This window comes from Corynebacterium xerosis NBRC 16721 = ATCC 373 (assembly GCF_001552415.1).
GTDB lineage: Bacteria > Actinomycetota > Actinomycetes > Mycobacteriales > Mycobacteriaceae > Corynebacterium > Corynebacterium xerosis.
On sequence record NZ_BCRD01000002.1, the window covers coordinates 208,701 to 222,652 of the forward strand.

Annotated in this window: 12 protein-coding genes; 11 read left to right on the forward strand and 1 reads right to left on the reverse strand. The window is 66.0% G+C overall.

The features are described from left to right. The first annotated feature begins 80 nt into the window (after positions 1–80). The 10 genes from ykgO (at position 81) to CX1_RS03895 (ending at position 11,569) form a co-directional block, all read left to right on the forward strand. A complete protein-coding gene (ykgO, locus tag CX1_RS03850) occupies positions 81–203 on the forward strand; it encodes a type B 50S ribosomal protein L36 (RefSeq protein WP_005511141.1) in 123 nt (40 codons plus the stop codon). Positions 204–655: 452 nt separating this feature from the next. Continuing rightward, positions 656–880: a glutaredoxin-like protein NrdH gene (gene nrdH, locus CX1_RS03855; RefSeq protein ID WP_046650332.1), complete on the forward strand. Its 225-nt coding sequence runs from the start codon at positions 656–658 to the stop codon at positions 878–880. A gap of 108 nt (positions 881–988) precedes the next feature. Then, positions 989–1,411: a class Ib ribonucleoside-diphosphate reductase assembly flavoprotein NrdI gene (gene nrdI, locus CX1_RS03860; RefSeq protein WP_046650333.1), complete on the forward strand. Its 423-nt coding sequence runs from the start codon at positions 989–991 to the stop codon at positions 1,409–1,411. Positions 1,412–1,672: 261 nt separating this feature from the next. Continuing rightward, positions 1,673–3,817, forward strand: coding sequence for a class 1b ribonucleoside-diphosphate reductase subunit alpha (gene nrdE, locus CX1_RS03865; protein WP_046650334.1), 2,145 nt, complete (start codon positions 1,673–1,675; stop codon positions 3,815–3,817). 227 nt (positions 3,818–4,044) lie between these two features. Further along, positions 4,045–4,761, forward strand: coding sequence for a purine-nucleoside phosphorylase (gene deoD, locus CX1_RS03870; protein WP_046650335.1), 717 nt, complete (start codon positions 4,045–4,047; stop codon positions 4,759–4,761). A gap of 2 nt (positions 4,762–4,763) precedes the next feature. Further along, a complete protein-coding gene (locus tag CX1_RS03875; protein WP_060925311.1) occupies positions 4,764–5,987 on the forward strand; it encodes an MFS transporter in 1,224 nt (407 codons plus the stop codon). Positions 5,988–6,193: 206 nt separating this feature from the next. After that, positions 6,194–7,216, forward strand: coding sequence for a class 1b ribonucleoside-diphosphate reductase subunit beta (gene nrdF, locus CX1_RS03880; RefSeq protein ID WP_046650337.1), 1,023 nt, complete (start codon positions 6,194–6,196; stop codon positions 7,214–7,216). A gap of 416 nt (positions 7,217–7,632) precedes the next feature. Next, positions 7,633–9,333 (forward strand): aa3-type cytochrome oxidase subunit I, encoded by a 1,701-nt coding sequence (gene ctaD / locus CX1_RS03885; protein WP_046650338.1) that lies wholly within the window; start codon positions 7,633–7,635, stop codon positions 9,331–9,333. 143 nt (positions 9,334–9,476) lie between these two features. Beyond that, on the forward strand, positions 9,477–10,772 hold the full coding sequence (gene serB, locus CX1_RS03890) for a phosphoserine phosphatase SerB (protein WP_046650339.1): 1,296 nt from the start codon (positions 9,477–9,479) through the stop codon (positions 10,770–10,772). Then, positions 10,769–11,569: a peptidyl-tRNA hydrolase gene (locus tag CX1_RS03895; protein WP_046650340.1), complete on the forward strand. Its 801-nt coding sequence runs from the start codon at positions 10,769–10,771 to the stop codon at positions 11,567–11,569. The genes serB and CX1_RS03895 overlap by 4 nt, the downstream gene beginning before the upstream one ends. Here the strand turns inward: CX1_RS03895 and CX1_RS03900 are convergent. Further along, positions 11,566–13,149, reverse strand: coding sequence for an AMP-binding protein (locus CX1_RS03900; protein ID WP_046650341.1), 1,584 nt, complete (start codon positions 13,147–13,149; stop codon positions 11,566–11,568). The two genes, CX1_RS03895 and CX1_RS03900, sit on opposite strands and share 4 nt — an antisense overlap. Before the next feature lie 157 nt (positions 13,150–13,306). Here CX1_RS03900 and CX1_RS03905 point away from each other — a divergent pair, with 157 nt between their 5' ends. Next, the gene (locus CX1_RS03905; RefSeq protein WP_046650342.1) at positions 13,307–13,921 is read left to right on the forward strand and encodes a TetR/AcrR family transcriptional regulator; all 615 of its coding nucleotides are present in this window, start codon (positions 13,307–13,309) and stop codon (positions 13,919–13,921) included. Positions 13,922–13,952: the final 31 nt, after the last annotated feature.

Below are 13,952 nucleotides of genomic sequence, written 5' to 3' on the forward strand. Positions count from 1 at the left end.
GTCGCATCCTCCGCCGCGTTAGCGCAGGCGTGGCGCGGCCCGCCACCGCCCACAGGAGCCGAGAAGAAAGGAGCGCCCGAATGAAGGTCCGCAAGTCCCTTCGGTCGCTGAAGAACAAGCCGGGCGCCCAGGTCGTGCGCCGTCGTGGCAAGGTTTACGTGATCAACAAGAAGGAGCCGCGCTTCAAGGCCCGTCAGGGCTGAGTCGCCTGAGCTTCAACAGCTTCACCGCCGCGCCGCATGAGATCCCCGGATCCATGCGGCGCGGTTTTCTTTGCCGCGTCGTTCCCGGGCGTCGTCCGGCGCCACCCGGCGCCACCCGGCGTCACCCGGTGGCGTCTGGCTCGGCCAGGGTCGGCCGATAGAAGGTGAGGGCTGCCTTCGATAGATGATTTTCGGCGATTTTCGGGGAATTTCCGGGACACGACCACTAAATCACAAGGTTGTGAGGCCATCGCGCCCCACATGTAGTGGCCGCTGAATCCCCATCCTGGGAATTCGATGCGTGTAACTACTATATGTTGTGTCACTGGCCTTTTCGGAACCCCAAGTGTAGTGTTTCTGGTGTTGCGCCACACAGGGCGCCGGCCGGGGGAACCGCCAGGAACCCCGGCCGTGAACTCCTCGAACTGACTGACTGAAGGAACGTGCGAGACATGGTCACCGTCTACAGCAAGCCCGCCTGCGTGCAGTGCCGCGCCACCACCCGAGCCCTGGACAAGGCCGGCATTTCCTACGACATCGTGGACATCACTCTCGACGACGAGGCCCGCGACTACGTCATGGCCCTTGGTCACCTGCAGGCCCCGGTCGTGGACACCGGGGCCGAGACCTGGTCGGGCTTCCGCCCCGACCGCATCAAGGCCCTGCTCGCCGCGTAAGGCCGCGGACGTTCGGGGACCAATCACCCGGCCGTGGATTTTCCGCAGACGCCGCATCACGTCGGCGCGGAAAGCCCACGGCCTTTCGTTGAAGGGTGGCGAAAGCCGTTGTTCATCGTCTATTTCTCGTCGGCCACCGGCAACACGCACAAGTTCGTGCAGAAGCTGGGCATCCCGAACGCGCGGATCCCCATCCATCGAAGCGAACCCGAGTTGCTCGTCGACGAGCCTTACGTCCTGATCGTCCCGACGTACGGCGGCGGCTCCTCCATCACGGGCGACAAGTCCCGTCCGGTGCCGCCCCAGGTCATCCGATTCCTCAACAACGAGCACAACCGCTCGTTGATCAGGGGGGTCATCTCGGCCGGCAACACCAACTTCGGCATCGACTACGGCTTGGCCGGCGAGATCGTGTCCGAAAAATGCAAGGTGCCGTACGTCTACCGGTTCGAGCTGATGGGCAACGACGAGGACGTGAGAATCGTACGAGCCGGGCTGGAGGACTTTTTCCGGCACCGCGCGGCGTCCTGACCGCCGCCGGACCATGCGCCCGCGCAGTTTCCCCTATATAGGGGAGGGGAACGAAAATGGGACGCGGCCGACGAGAAGCACCGACAAGAAGCACCGACGAGAAGCACGGGGCGGACACCATCCGCACACCACTGCGGCGACCACGTGGGTCGTCGCAAAGCACGAAGCGTTCAAGCGACAGCGTTCAATCGACAACGTTCAAGCGACAAAGAGAGCCGGCGCGAGCCAGGGCGAAGAAGAGGGAGCAGAAGATTGGCTGACATGGGGAAGACCGTTGCGGAGCCCATCGGCAAGGACGAGCTGGATTACCACGCGCTCAATGCCCTGCTGAACCTGTACGACGACGACGGCAAGATCCAGTTCTCCAAGGACCGCGAGGCGGCACGGCAGTACTTCCTGCAGCACGTCAACCAGAACACCGTCTTCTTCCACAACCTGAAGGAGAAGCTGGACTACCTGGTCGAGAACAAGTACTACGATCCGATCGTCCTGGACAAGTACCAGTTCGAGGACGTCAAGGCGCTTTTCAAGCGGGCCTACGCCCACAAGTTCCGCTTCCAGTCGTTCCTCGGCGCGTACAAGTACTACACCTCGTACACGCTGAAGACCTTCGACGGGAAGCGCTACCTCGAGCGCTACGAGGACCGCGTCTGCATGGTCGCCCTGACCCTGGCCGACGGCGACCTCGATCTGGCCGGCCACCTGGTCGACGAGATCATCTCCGGCCGCTTCCAGCCGGCGACCCCGACCTTCCTCAACTCCGGCAAGGCCCAGCGTGGCGAGCCGGTGAGCTGCTTCCTGCTGCGCATCGAGGACAACATGGAGTCCATCGGCCGCGCCATCAACTCCTCGCTGCAGCTGTCCAAGCGCGGCGGCGGCGTCGCCCTGCTGCTGTCGAACCTGCGCGAGCAGGGTGCGCCGATCAAGCACATCGAGAACCAGTCGTCCGGCGTCATCCCCGTGATGAAGCTGCTGGAGGACTCCTTCTCCTACGCCAACCAGCTCGGCGCGCGCCAGGGCGCCGGCGCCGTGTACCTGCACGCGCACCACCCGGACATCCTGCGCTTCCTGGACACCAAGCGCGAAAACGCCGACGAGAAGATCCGCATCAAGTCGCTGTCGCTGGGCGTCGTCATCCCGGACATCACGTTCGAGCTGGCCAAGAACAACGACGACATGTACCTGTTCAGCCCGTACGACGTCGAGCGCGTCTACGGCACGCCGTTCGCGGACGTCAACATCTCCGAGAACTACGACGACATGGTCGAGGACCCGCGGATCTCGAAGACGAAGATCAACGCCCGCGCGTTCTTCCAGACGCTCGCCGAGATCCAGTTCGAGTCCGGCTACCCGTACATCATGTTCGAAGACACGGTCAACGAGGCGAACCCCATCGCCGGCCGCATCACCCACTCGAACCTGTGCTCCGAGATCCTGCAGGTGTCGACCCCGTCGACGTACCACGAGGACCTGTCCTACGACCACATCGGCGAGGACATCTCCTGCAACCTCGGTTCGATGAACATCGCCATGGCCATGGATTCGCCGGACTTCTCCGCGACCATCGAGACCGCCATCCGCGGCCTGACCGCCGTGTCCGAGCAGACGTCCATCGACTCGGTGCCGTCGATCCGCAAGGGCAACGACAAATCGCACGCCATCGGCCTGGGCCAGATGAACCTCCACGGCTACCTCGGCCGCGAGCGGATCCACTACGGGTCCGAAGAGGGCATCGACTTCACCAACATCTACTTCTACTGCGTGCTGTTCGAGGCGCTGAAGGCGTCGAACAAGATCGCCAAGGAGCGCGGCGTGAAGTTCGGCGGCTTCGAGGAGTCGAAGTACGCCACCGGCGAGTTCTTCGACAAGTACATCGACGCCGAGTGGGTGCCGGCCACCGACCGGGTCAAGGAGCTGTTCGACGCCTCCGAGATCAGCATCCCGACGCAGGACGACTGGCGCGAGTTGAAGGTCTCCATCCAGGAGCACGGCCTGTTCAACCGCAACCTGCAGGCGGTGCCGCCGACGGGCTCGATCTCGTACATCAACAACTCGACGTCGTCGATCCACCCGATCGCGTCGAAGATCGAGATCCGCAAGGAAGGCAAGATCGGCCGCGTCTACTACCCGGCGCCGCACATGGACAACGACAACCTGGAGTACTTCCAGGATGCGTACGAGATCGGCTACGAGAAGATCATCGACACCTACGCCGCGGCCACTCAGCACGTGGACCAGGGTCTGTCTCTGACGTTGTTCTTCAAGGACACCGCCACCACGCGCGACATCAACCGCGCGCAGATCTACGCGTGGCGCAAGGGCATCAAGACCATCTACTACATCCGCCTGCGCCAGGTCGCCCTCGAGGGCACCGAGGTCCAGGGCTGCGTGAGCTGCATGCTCTAGCAGTGGGGCAGGGGCGGGCCGTCCGGGATTTTTCCGGGCGGCCCGCCCCTTTTTTGCGTCACCGCCCGGTGTGCACGTTGCTTTGCGACGGCCCGGCGAAGGATCCAACGCCATGCACAGATGTAAACAACGTGATTGACGAGTGTTCGGCACGGGCGTAGCCTGGGGTCAGTTGCGGCGGACGCGATCCGTCGGAAAGCGAAGAAGCCCGAGTCGAAGGAGACCCCATGGCCCGCGAGAGCACACCGCACATCAACCCGAACGGCGTCGACATCGCCGAAACCATTCTGCTGCCCGGCGACCCGCTGCGGGCGAAGTTCATCGCGGAGACGTACCTCGACGACGTGGTGCAGTTCAATGCGGTGCGCAACATGCTGGGCTTCACCGGCACGTACCAGGGCACGCCGGTGTCGGTGATGGGCTCGGGCATGGGCATCCCGTCGATCTCGCTGTACGCGTGGGAGCTCATCCACGACTTCGGCGTGAAGAAGCTGGTGCGCGTCGGCTCCTGCGGTGCCTTCCAGGCCGACATCGACCTCTACGACGTGGTCGTCGGCCAGTCGGCGTCGACCGACTCCAACTTCCTGTCCCAGTACGGCATCCCCGGCACCTACGCGCCGACCGCCTCGTACCGCCTGCTGGAGGACGTGCGCGACCGGGCCCGCGCGCAGGGCGTGAAGACGCACGTGGGCAACATCCTGTCGTCCGACATCTTCTACAACGACAACCCGGAGGCCAACGAGCGCTGGGCGCGCATGGGCGTCCTCGCCGTCGAGATGGAGTCCGCCGGCCTGTACGCCACCGCCGCGCGCGCCGGCGTCGAGGCGCTGGGCATCTTCACCGTCAGCGACAACATCGTCACCGGCGGCCAGACCACCGCCGAGGAGCGCCAGACCGCGTTCACCACCATGATGGAGCTCGCGCTCCCGCTGGCGGCGATCTAGCCATGGGCATCAAATCCATCAAGGTCTCCGACAAGCCGCTGACGGGCCTCAATCCGAAGGCCGCCGTCCCGGTCATCCTCTTCACCTTCGTTTTCTGCCTGGTCATCGACAACGGATTCAAGTTCATGACCAAGCCCATCGCCGAGGACCTGGGCCTGTCGCTGACGACGGCCAGCCTGCAGGCGACCCTGGCGGGCATCGTCATCGGCATCGGCGCGGTGGTCTACGCCGCGTTGGCCGACTCCATCAGCATGCGCAAGCTGCTCGTCGCGGGCATCGCCATGATCGCGTTGGGGTCGGCCATCGGCTTCGCGTTCCAGGGCGTCTGGGAGCTCGTGCTCGTCGGCCGCATCATCCAGACCTGCGGCCTGGCGGCGGCCGAGACGCTCTACGTCATCTACGTGACCAAGTACCTGTCCAAGGCCGATCAGAAGACCTACCTCGGCTTTTCCACGTCGGCGTTCCAGGGCGCGCTGCTGATCGGCACGCTGACGTCGGGCATCATGGCCACGTACGTGTCGTGGACCGCCATGTTCCTGGTGTCGCTGCTGCTCATCGCGGCGGTGCCGGTGATCCTGAAGAAGGTGCCGGATTCGGCCAGCGTCCGCAGCCACCTCGACGTCTTCGGCCTGTTCCTCATCACCGTCGTCGCCACCGCGGTGATGATGTACTTCCAGGACTTCTCCTGGCCGTGGCTCGTCCTGTCCATCGTGGGCGCCCTCGTGTTCGCGTGGCACGTCCGCACCCATGATGACGCGCTGTCCGGCAAGGTCGGCAAGGTGCTGTCGTCGCGCAACACCATCATCGCGGCGCTGCTGCTGATCGCCGCGGCGCTGATCCTGCCCGCGCTGTTCGTGGGCCAGTCCGTGGCCGTCATCGTCATCTCGATGCTGCTGTTCCCGTCCGGCTTCGCGCTGATCTACGCGCCCCTGGTCGCCACCGCGGTGGGGGACATCCCGCCGGAGAAGTCCGGTGTTGCCATCGGCTTCTACAACCTGGTCATCAACATCGCCGTGCCGGTGGGCATCGCCTACACCGCTAAGCTCGTCGACCTCGGGCCGACGTTCCTGTCCGGCCTGTCGCCGGCGGCCAACGGCGCCGAGGCGGTCGTCGCCACCGTGCTGTGGATCCTCGCGGGCATCGTCCTCGTCGGCCTGGCGATCTGGCTGGTTGCCGACGGCGTGCTGTCGCGTCGTGAAGCGGTGCGCGAGACCGTGCCCGCGTAAAGCCGGCCGGCGCCCTGGCCGAAGGCGCTGTCAGCGGCGATAGGGGAGAGTTGTCCCCTATGCCGGTTCGGCCGTTCTGACCAGGAATTTTTCCGGGGAGCCGGGGCATTGCGCCCGCGGCTCCCCGGCTTCCTCGATTTCAGGGGTGGTGGTCGCCGGACGGCGCGATCGGGGATAGACTCCCGGGGAGTAAAGGGAGGAATTACATGACCGTGAATCGCTCTGATTGCCCGCCGTCCACGCCCGCGCACCGGGAGAAGCACCCCGAGGCCCGCGAGTGCCCGGTGGCCGCCATCGACTGGAACACCATCCCGGACGAGAAGGACTCCGAGGTCTGGGATCGCCTGACCGGAAACTTCTGGTTGCCCGAGAAGGTGCCGCTGTCGAATGACATCAAGAGCTGGAACACGCTCAACGAGCTCGAGCAGCGCACCACCATGCGGGTGTTCACCGGCCTGACCATGCTGGACACCATCCAGGGCACCGTCGGAGCGATGTCGCTGCTGCCGGACGCGCTGACCTCCCACGAGGAGGCTGTGTACACCAACATCGCGTTCATGGAGTCGGTGCACGCGAAGTCCTACTCGTCGATCTTCCAGACGCTGGCGTCGACGCCGGAGATCAACGACGCGTTCCGCTGGGCCGAGGAAAACGAGCACCTGCAGCGCAAGGCGAAGATCGTCCTCGAGTACTACGAGGGCGCCGACGCGCAGAAGAAGAAGGCGGCCTCCGTCATTCTGGAATCGTTCCTCTTCTACTCGGGCTTCTACCTTCCGATGTACTGGTCGTCGCACGCGAAGCTGACGAACACGGCGGACATCATCCGCCTGATCATCCGCGACGAGGCCGTCCACGGCTACTACATCGGGTACAAGTACCAGAAGAACCTGGAACGGATGTCCGCGGAGGAGCGCGAGGAGCTGAAGGACTGGACCTTCGATCTGCTGCTCGATCTCTACGACAACGAGACCCAGTACACCGAGGACATGTACGACGAGCTCGGCTGGACCGAGGACGTCAAGCGCTTTCTGCGCTACAACGCCAACAAGGCGCTGAACAACCTCGGCTACGAGGGCATCTTCCCGGCCGACGAGTGCAAGGTGTCGCCGGCGATCCTGTCGGCCCTGAGCCCCAACGCCGACGAGAACCACGACTTCTTCTCCGGCTCCGGCTCGTCCTACGTGATGGGCAAGGCGGAGAGCACCGAAGACGAGGACTGGGACTTCTAGCCCGGTTCCACCGCTTCGCTTGACGACGATCCCGGCGCCTTCCCGAAAGAGGCGCCGGGATCGTCGTCGCGCGGGCCGTGAAGCGGCGGCGACCCGCCGGTGAATCGCCTGCGACCGGGAACTTTCTTCGGGGGTGGAGCGGGGGAGAAGGGCGACGTGACGCCCATGAGGGAGGGGCTGGGCGGCATCTTCGCTGCTTAAGGGAATTCTCAGCAAGATCTACGTTCCCACTGCAAGCTGGGGGATACCCCCCTACCTATCTTTAGCCTTAACATTTTCACAGGTCGGGGTTAGACTCGGCCAGGTACCGCGAGGTGGACTCGCATAAACGTGTCCACCTCCTCTAACATCTAGGCAGCAACAAATCTTTGACGACCCTGTGAGTTCCACGGGGAGTCGCGTAGTCAGGAGGAAGAATGACTGCAGTAGCGCCTCGCCCCGGCCATGAAGTGGCCACGGCAGAACGGCCGGAGCCGTTCGGGCACGACCGCAAGGGCACTTGGGCGTGGGACATGCTGACCACGACCGACCACAAGAAGCTGGGCATCATGTACATCATCATGAGCTTCTCCTTCTTCTTCGTGGGCGGTCTCATGGCTCTGCTCATCCGCGCCGAGCTGTTCCAGCCGGGCCTTCAGTTCCTGTCCAACGAGCAGTTCAACCAGCTCTTCACCATGCACGGCACGGTGATGCTGCTTCTGTTCGGTACCCCGATCGTCTGGGGTTTCGCCAACTACATCCTGCCGCTGCAGATCGGCGCGCCCGACGTGGCCTTCCCGCGTCTGAACGCCTTCGGCTTCTGGCTGACCACCATCGGCGGCATCCTGATGCTGTCGGGCTTCCTGACCCCGGGCGGTGCGGCCGACTTCGGTTGGACCATGTACTCCCCGCTGTCGGACTCCATCCACTCCCCGGGCGTCGGTTCCGACCTGTGGATCGTCGGCGTCGGCATCGGCGGCGTGGGCACCATCGCCTCCGCCATCAACATGACCACCACGGTCCTGTGCCTCCGTGCGCCGGGCATGACCATGTTCCGCATGCCGATCTTCACCTGGAACATCCTGGTGACCTCGATCCTGGCCCTGCTGATCTTCCCGATCCTGACCGCCGCCGCCCTCGGCGTGCTGTACGACCGCAAGCTGGGCGGCCACATCTACGACCCGGCCAACGGTGGCGCCATCATGTGGCAGCACCTGTTCTGGTTCTTCGGCCACCCCGAGGTCTACGTGCTGCTGCTGCCGTTCGTCGGCATCATCACCGAGGTCATCCCGGTGTTCTCCCGTAAGCCGCTGTTCGGCTACGCGGGCATGGTCTTCGCGACCCTGTCCATCGCCGGCCTGTCCATGGCCGTCTGGGCGCACCACATGTTCGTCACCGGCGCGGTCCTGCTGCCGTTCTTCTCCTTCATGACGTTCCTGATCTCGGTCCCGACCGGCGTGAAGTTCTTCAACTGGCTGGGCACCATGTGGCGCGGCCACCTGACGTTCGAGACCCCGATGACCTTCGCGCTGGGCTTCATCGTCACCTTCCTGTTCGGTGGCCTGACCGGCATCATGCTGGCCGCCCCGCCGCTGGACTTCCACATCTCGGACACCTACTTCGTGGTGGCGCACTTCCACTACACCCTGTTCGGCACCCTGGTGTTCGCTTCCTACTCCGGCGTGTACTTCTGGTTCCCGAAGATGACCGGCCGCATGCTGGACGAGAAGCTGGGCCACATCCACTTCTGGCTCACCTTCGTCGGCTTCAACCTGACGTTCCTGGTGCAGCACTGGCTGGGCAACGAGGGCATGCCGCGCCGTTACGCGGACTACCTCGAGTCCGACGGCTTCACCACGCTGAACATGATCTCCACCGTCGGCGCCGCCATCCTGGGCGTCTCGGTCCTGCCGTTCATCTGGAACATCTTCAAGTCCTGGCGTTACGGCGAGGTCGTCACGGTCGACGACCCGTGGGGCTACGGCAACTCCCTCGAGTGGGCCACCTCCTGCCCGCCGCCGCGCCACAACTTCGCCGCCATGCCGCGCATCCGCTCCGAGCGCCCCGCGTTCGAGCTGCACTACCCGCACATGGTCGAGCGCATGCGCGCCGAGGCCCACGTCGGCCGTCAGCTCTAAGTTGACCAAGCTGCCGTAGACTACGCGTCACGAAGAAAGGCCCCCGCTGGTTCCTCCCGGCGGGGGCCTTCGTCGTGCCCGAAAACCCCCTTTCACCGGCCCCGGAGTCGAGTACCCGGGCCGGGCATGGGATAATCGTCGGCGTGCAGAACAAGGTTGAGGTACCCGCAGCCCCCGAAGCCGTCGCGCCCGAACTGGAGACCGTGACCCTGCCCGAGGGCCTCGTGCCCGCGGTGGTCACCGCCACCGGCCCGGACCGCCCCGGCGTGTCCGCGTCGTTCTTCCGGGTGCTCGCCGCGCACGGCGCGCAGGTGCTGGACGTCGAGCAGTCGCTGTTCCGTTCGCGGCTGTCCCTCGGCGCGCTGGTCGGCGTCAAGCCCGAACGCCTCGAGGTGATGGCCGACGGCCTCGCCGGCACGTTGAAGGGCCACGGCATGACCGTGGAAGTGTCGACCGCCGGCGTGGAGTCCACCCGCCATGCGTCGTCGCACGCTGTGGTGGTGCTGGGCAATCCGCTCACGGCCGAGGACATCGCGCGCATCGGCCAGACGCTGGCCGACTACGGGGCGAACATCGACACCATCCGTGGCATCGCGGACTACCCGGTCACTGGCCTGGAGCTGAAGGTGTCGCTGCCGGATCCCAAGCCCGGCGCCGGCATCCCCGTGCGCAAGGCGCTGGCGGAGTTGGCCATGGCGCAGCAGATCGACATCGCCATCGAGCGCGATGGCCTGCAGCGCCGCTCCAAGCGACTGATCTGCTTCGACGTCGACTCCACCTTGATCACCGGCGAGGTCATCGAGATGCTCGCCGCCCACGCCGGCCGCGAGGCGGAGGTCGCCGCCGTGACGGAGCGCGCCATGCGCGGGGAGCTCGATTTCGCCGAGTCGCTCCACGAGCGGGTCAAGGCCCTGGCGGGCCTGCCGGAGTCGGTTCTGCAGGAGGTCTCCGACGCCATCGTGCTGACGCCGGGCGCGCGCACCACCATCCGCACCCTCAAGCGTCTGGGCTACAAGGCCGGGGCGGTTTCCGGCGGCTTCATTCAGATCCTCGAGCCGCTGGCCGAAGAGCTCGGCCTGGACTTCTACCGTGCGAACACGCTGGAGATCGTCGACGGCAAGCTGACCGGCCGCGTCATCGGCGACGTCATCGATCGCGAGGAGAAGGCCCGCAGCCTCAAGCGCTTCGCGGAGGCCAATGGCCTGCAGATGCACCAGACGGTCGCGGTGGGCGATGGGGCCAACGACATCGACATGCTGTCGGTGGCGGGCCTGGGCATCGCGTTCAACGCCAAGCCGGCGCTCAAGGAGGTCGCGGATACCTCGGTGAACACCCCGTTCCTGGACGAGGTGCTGTTCATCCTCGGCGTCTCCCGCGACGAAATCGATTACGCCGACCGCGAGGACGGTTCGTTCCGCCGGGTCCCCCTCGAGCAGTGAGTTCGCTTTGCGACGACTCGGCCACGGCCCCGTCCGCCGTGCCCGCGTGGTTCGCCGACGCGCATGCGGCGCTTCCGCAGCCGCATGACCGTGATCCCGGCGAGGACGTGCCGTGGTCGATGCCGATCGTGCTGCACATCCCGAAGCCGGAGCGCCCGGCCCGCACGCCGCTGCTCGAGGCGGCGGCGAGGGCCGTCGTGGCGGCCTGCCTGGATGAGCGGGCGGCGGATCTGGCGGGGGCCACCGCTCCCGATGCCCGATACTCCCGGAACTTGCGCAGCTGGTACGGGGAGCGCATCCGCAAGATCGCCCGCCGTGCGCGCGGCACCCATTGGGAGCGCGTCCAATCGCTGCCGGGCGTGACCGTCACCGTGGATGGGGCTTCGGCCCGTGCTTTGGTGCCGGCGCCGGTGGGGGAGGAGGACCGGCTCGTCGCAAAGCTCCAGATCGGCGGGACGGAACTGCCCCACGATGCCGTTCCGGGCTCGCTGGATGAGGCGACGCCGATCATCTGGGTCGACTCCGACCTCGGGATGACCGTGGGCAAGGCCGCCGCGCAGGTGGGCCACGGTTCGATGCTGTTGGCCGCGGTGCTGGGCGAGGATGCCGCGTGGCGGTGGGCCCGGGACGGCTTCCCGCTGCAGGTGCGGGAAGTGCCTCGGGCCGAGCTTCCCGACGCCCCGGCCGCCGACGTGGTCGTCGTCGACGCGGGGTTCACCGAAATAGCGCCCGGCTCCGCGACGGTGATGGTCACGGGCGGGCGCTATTCGGGAGGCTGGGCCGGGGCCGGAGTTTAGACCCGGGCGGCCTCCATGGCCTTGAGGTCCTTGCGCAGGATCTTGCCGGTCGCCGACTTCGGGATGGCCTCCATGAACTCCACGGCGCGGACCTTCTTGTACGGGGCGACGCGCTGCCCGACGTACTCCATGATGTCCTCGGCGGAGAGCTCGGCGCCGGCCTGCGGCACGACGTAGGCCTTGGGGATCTCCTCGCCGTCGCGGTCGAAGACGCCCGAGCAGGCGGCGTCGGCGATGTCCGGATGGCCCAGCAGGACGGCCTCCAGTTCGGCGGGCGCGACCTGGTAGCCCTTGTACTTGATCAGCTCCTTGAGGCGGTCGACGATGTAGGTGTTGCCGTGCTCGTCGAGCTCCGCCATGTCGCCGGTGCGCAGCCAGCCGCCGTCGACGATGGTCTGGTTCGTCGCCTCCTCGTTGTTGAGGTAGCCGAGCATGACCTGCGGGCCGCGGACCCACAGTTCTCCGGCCGCCGAGTGACCCGACTCGGGCACGGGGATCTCGGCCAGATCGTCGGAATCGACGTCGACGAGCTTGAACTCGGTGTTGCACACCGCGGTGCCGATGGAGTTCAGCGGGGAACCGTCGCCGACGCGCAGGTGCGAGACGGGGGACAGTTCCGTCATGCCGTAGCCCTGCACCATGTCCATGTCCAGGCGCTGCTCGACCTGGAGGGCAAGCTCCTCCTTCAGCGACGCCGCGCCGGAGAGCATGGTCTTCATCGACGAGGTGTCGTACTCGTCGACCATCGGGTGCTTGGCCAGCGCCACCGCGATCGGCGGGGCGATGAACGCGAAGTTGGCCTTGTGGTCCTGGATGATCTCCAGGAAGTCGCCGAGGTCGAACTTGGACATGGTGTACTGGGTGGCGCGCAGGCGCAGCAGCAGGTTGAGCAGCGCGTTCATGCCGTAGATGTGGAAGAACGGCAGCGGGGTGACGGCGATGGTGTCGGAGCCGAGGACCGTCGGGGTGCCGTCGGCGACCTGCACCAGGTTGGCGATGAGGTTCGTGTGCGAGAGCATGACGCCCTTGGGCACGCCCGTGGTGCCGGAGGAGAACGGGATCACCGCGACGTCGGTGGACGGGTCGATGTCCTGCTCCGGGGCGGGGTGGCCCTCGGCGAGCATCTCCGCGATGCCGTGGACGCCGGTCAGGCCGACCACCTGGTCCTCGGTGAAGCCGGCGTTTTCGGCGCCGTGCGTGCCCGCCCAACCGATGGCCGACGTGGTCAGGATCATCTTCGCGCCGGACGCGGTCAGCTGCTTGGCGACGTCCTCGGCGGTCGCCAGCGTGGCCACGGTCGTGACGGTGGCGTTGGCGCGCAGGATGCCGTGGTAGGCGACGGCGAAGGTGGTGGAGTTCGGGCAGTGCAGCGCGACGACGTCGCCCTTGCCGATGCCCCGGTGCGCCAGCGCGCCGGCGAACGCCTCGATCATCGCCTTCAACTCGGAGTACGTCGTCGTTGCACCGGAGTCGACGAAGGCGACCTTGTCGGCGAACTCCGGGGCGATGTCGCCGAATACGTAGTCGAAGATGGACTCGTCCGGGATGATGGCGTCGGGCCTCGGGCTGGTCTGCGGCATGTTTTCCTCCAGGTGTTCGTGAGCGATCCGGCCATCATCCGCGCGGTGCGTGTTGTGTGCTGGATCACATATGGTCTTGACGTGAGATCGTAACTGAATCAGGATTCAGGCACCAGAGCGATTTTCGGAACGGGTCGGAACGGATAGGTGGCGGGCCATGGCGCGTGGAGAGGGCAGGCGGGAAGCGATCCTCGCGGCGGCCCGGACGGTCTTCGTCCGCGACGGATATGCCGCGGCGAAACTCGCCGACGTCGCCGCGGAGGCGGGCTGTTCCGTCGGCACGCTGTACACCCACTTCGAGGATCGCGACGATTTGCTCGCCGAAGTGCTGTGCGGGGTGGAGGAGGAGATGCGGCGGTCGCGGGGCCCTCGCCCGGAAGGTCTCGCGCCGGCCGCGGAGATTGCCGCCGCCAATCGGTCCTATCTGGAGTCGTACCGGAAAAACGCCAGGCTGATGGCGTTGCTGGAGCAGGTGTCCCAGATGCATCCGGGCTTCCGCGAGCTGCGGTTGCGGCGCGCCCGAGACTTCGTGGGCCGCAATGCCGCGGCCCTGCGCCGCCTTCGCGACGCCGGCGTCGTGGACCCGGCCGTCGACGTGGAAATGATGGCCGCTTCGCTGTCGGCGATGGTCTCGCGCATGGCCTACGGGGCGTGGGCGGACGGCGAGTATCCGGACGACGACGCCACCCTCGAGCGGGTGTTGGCGACCGTCAACCGCATCTGGTGGTCCTCGCTGGGGATGCGCGCCGGGGACTGGGGTGGCGCCGATTGAGGTGGCGGTGGGCGTCGTAAAGCGAAAAACC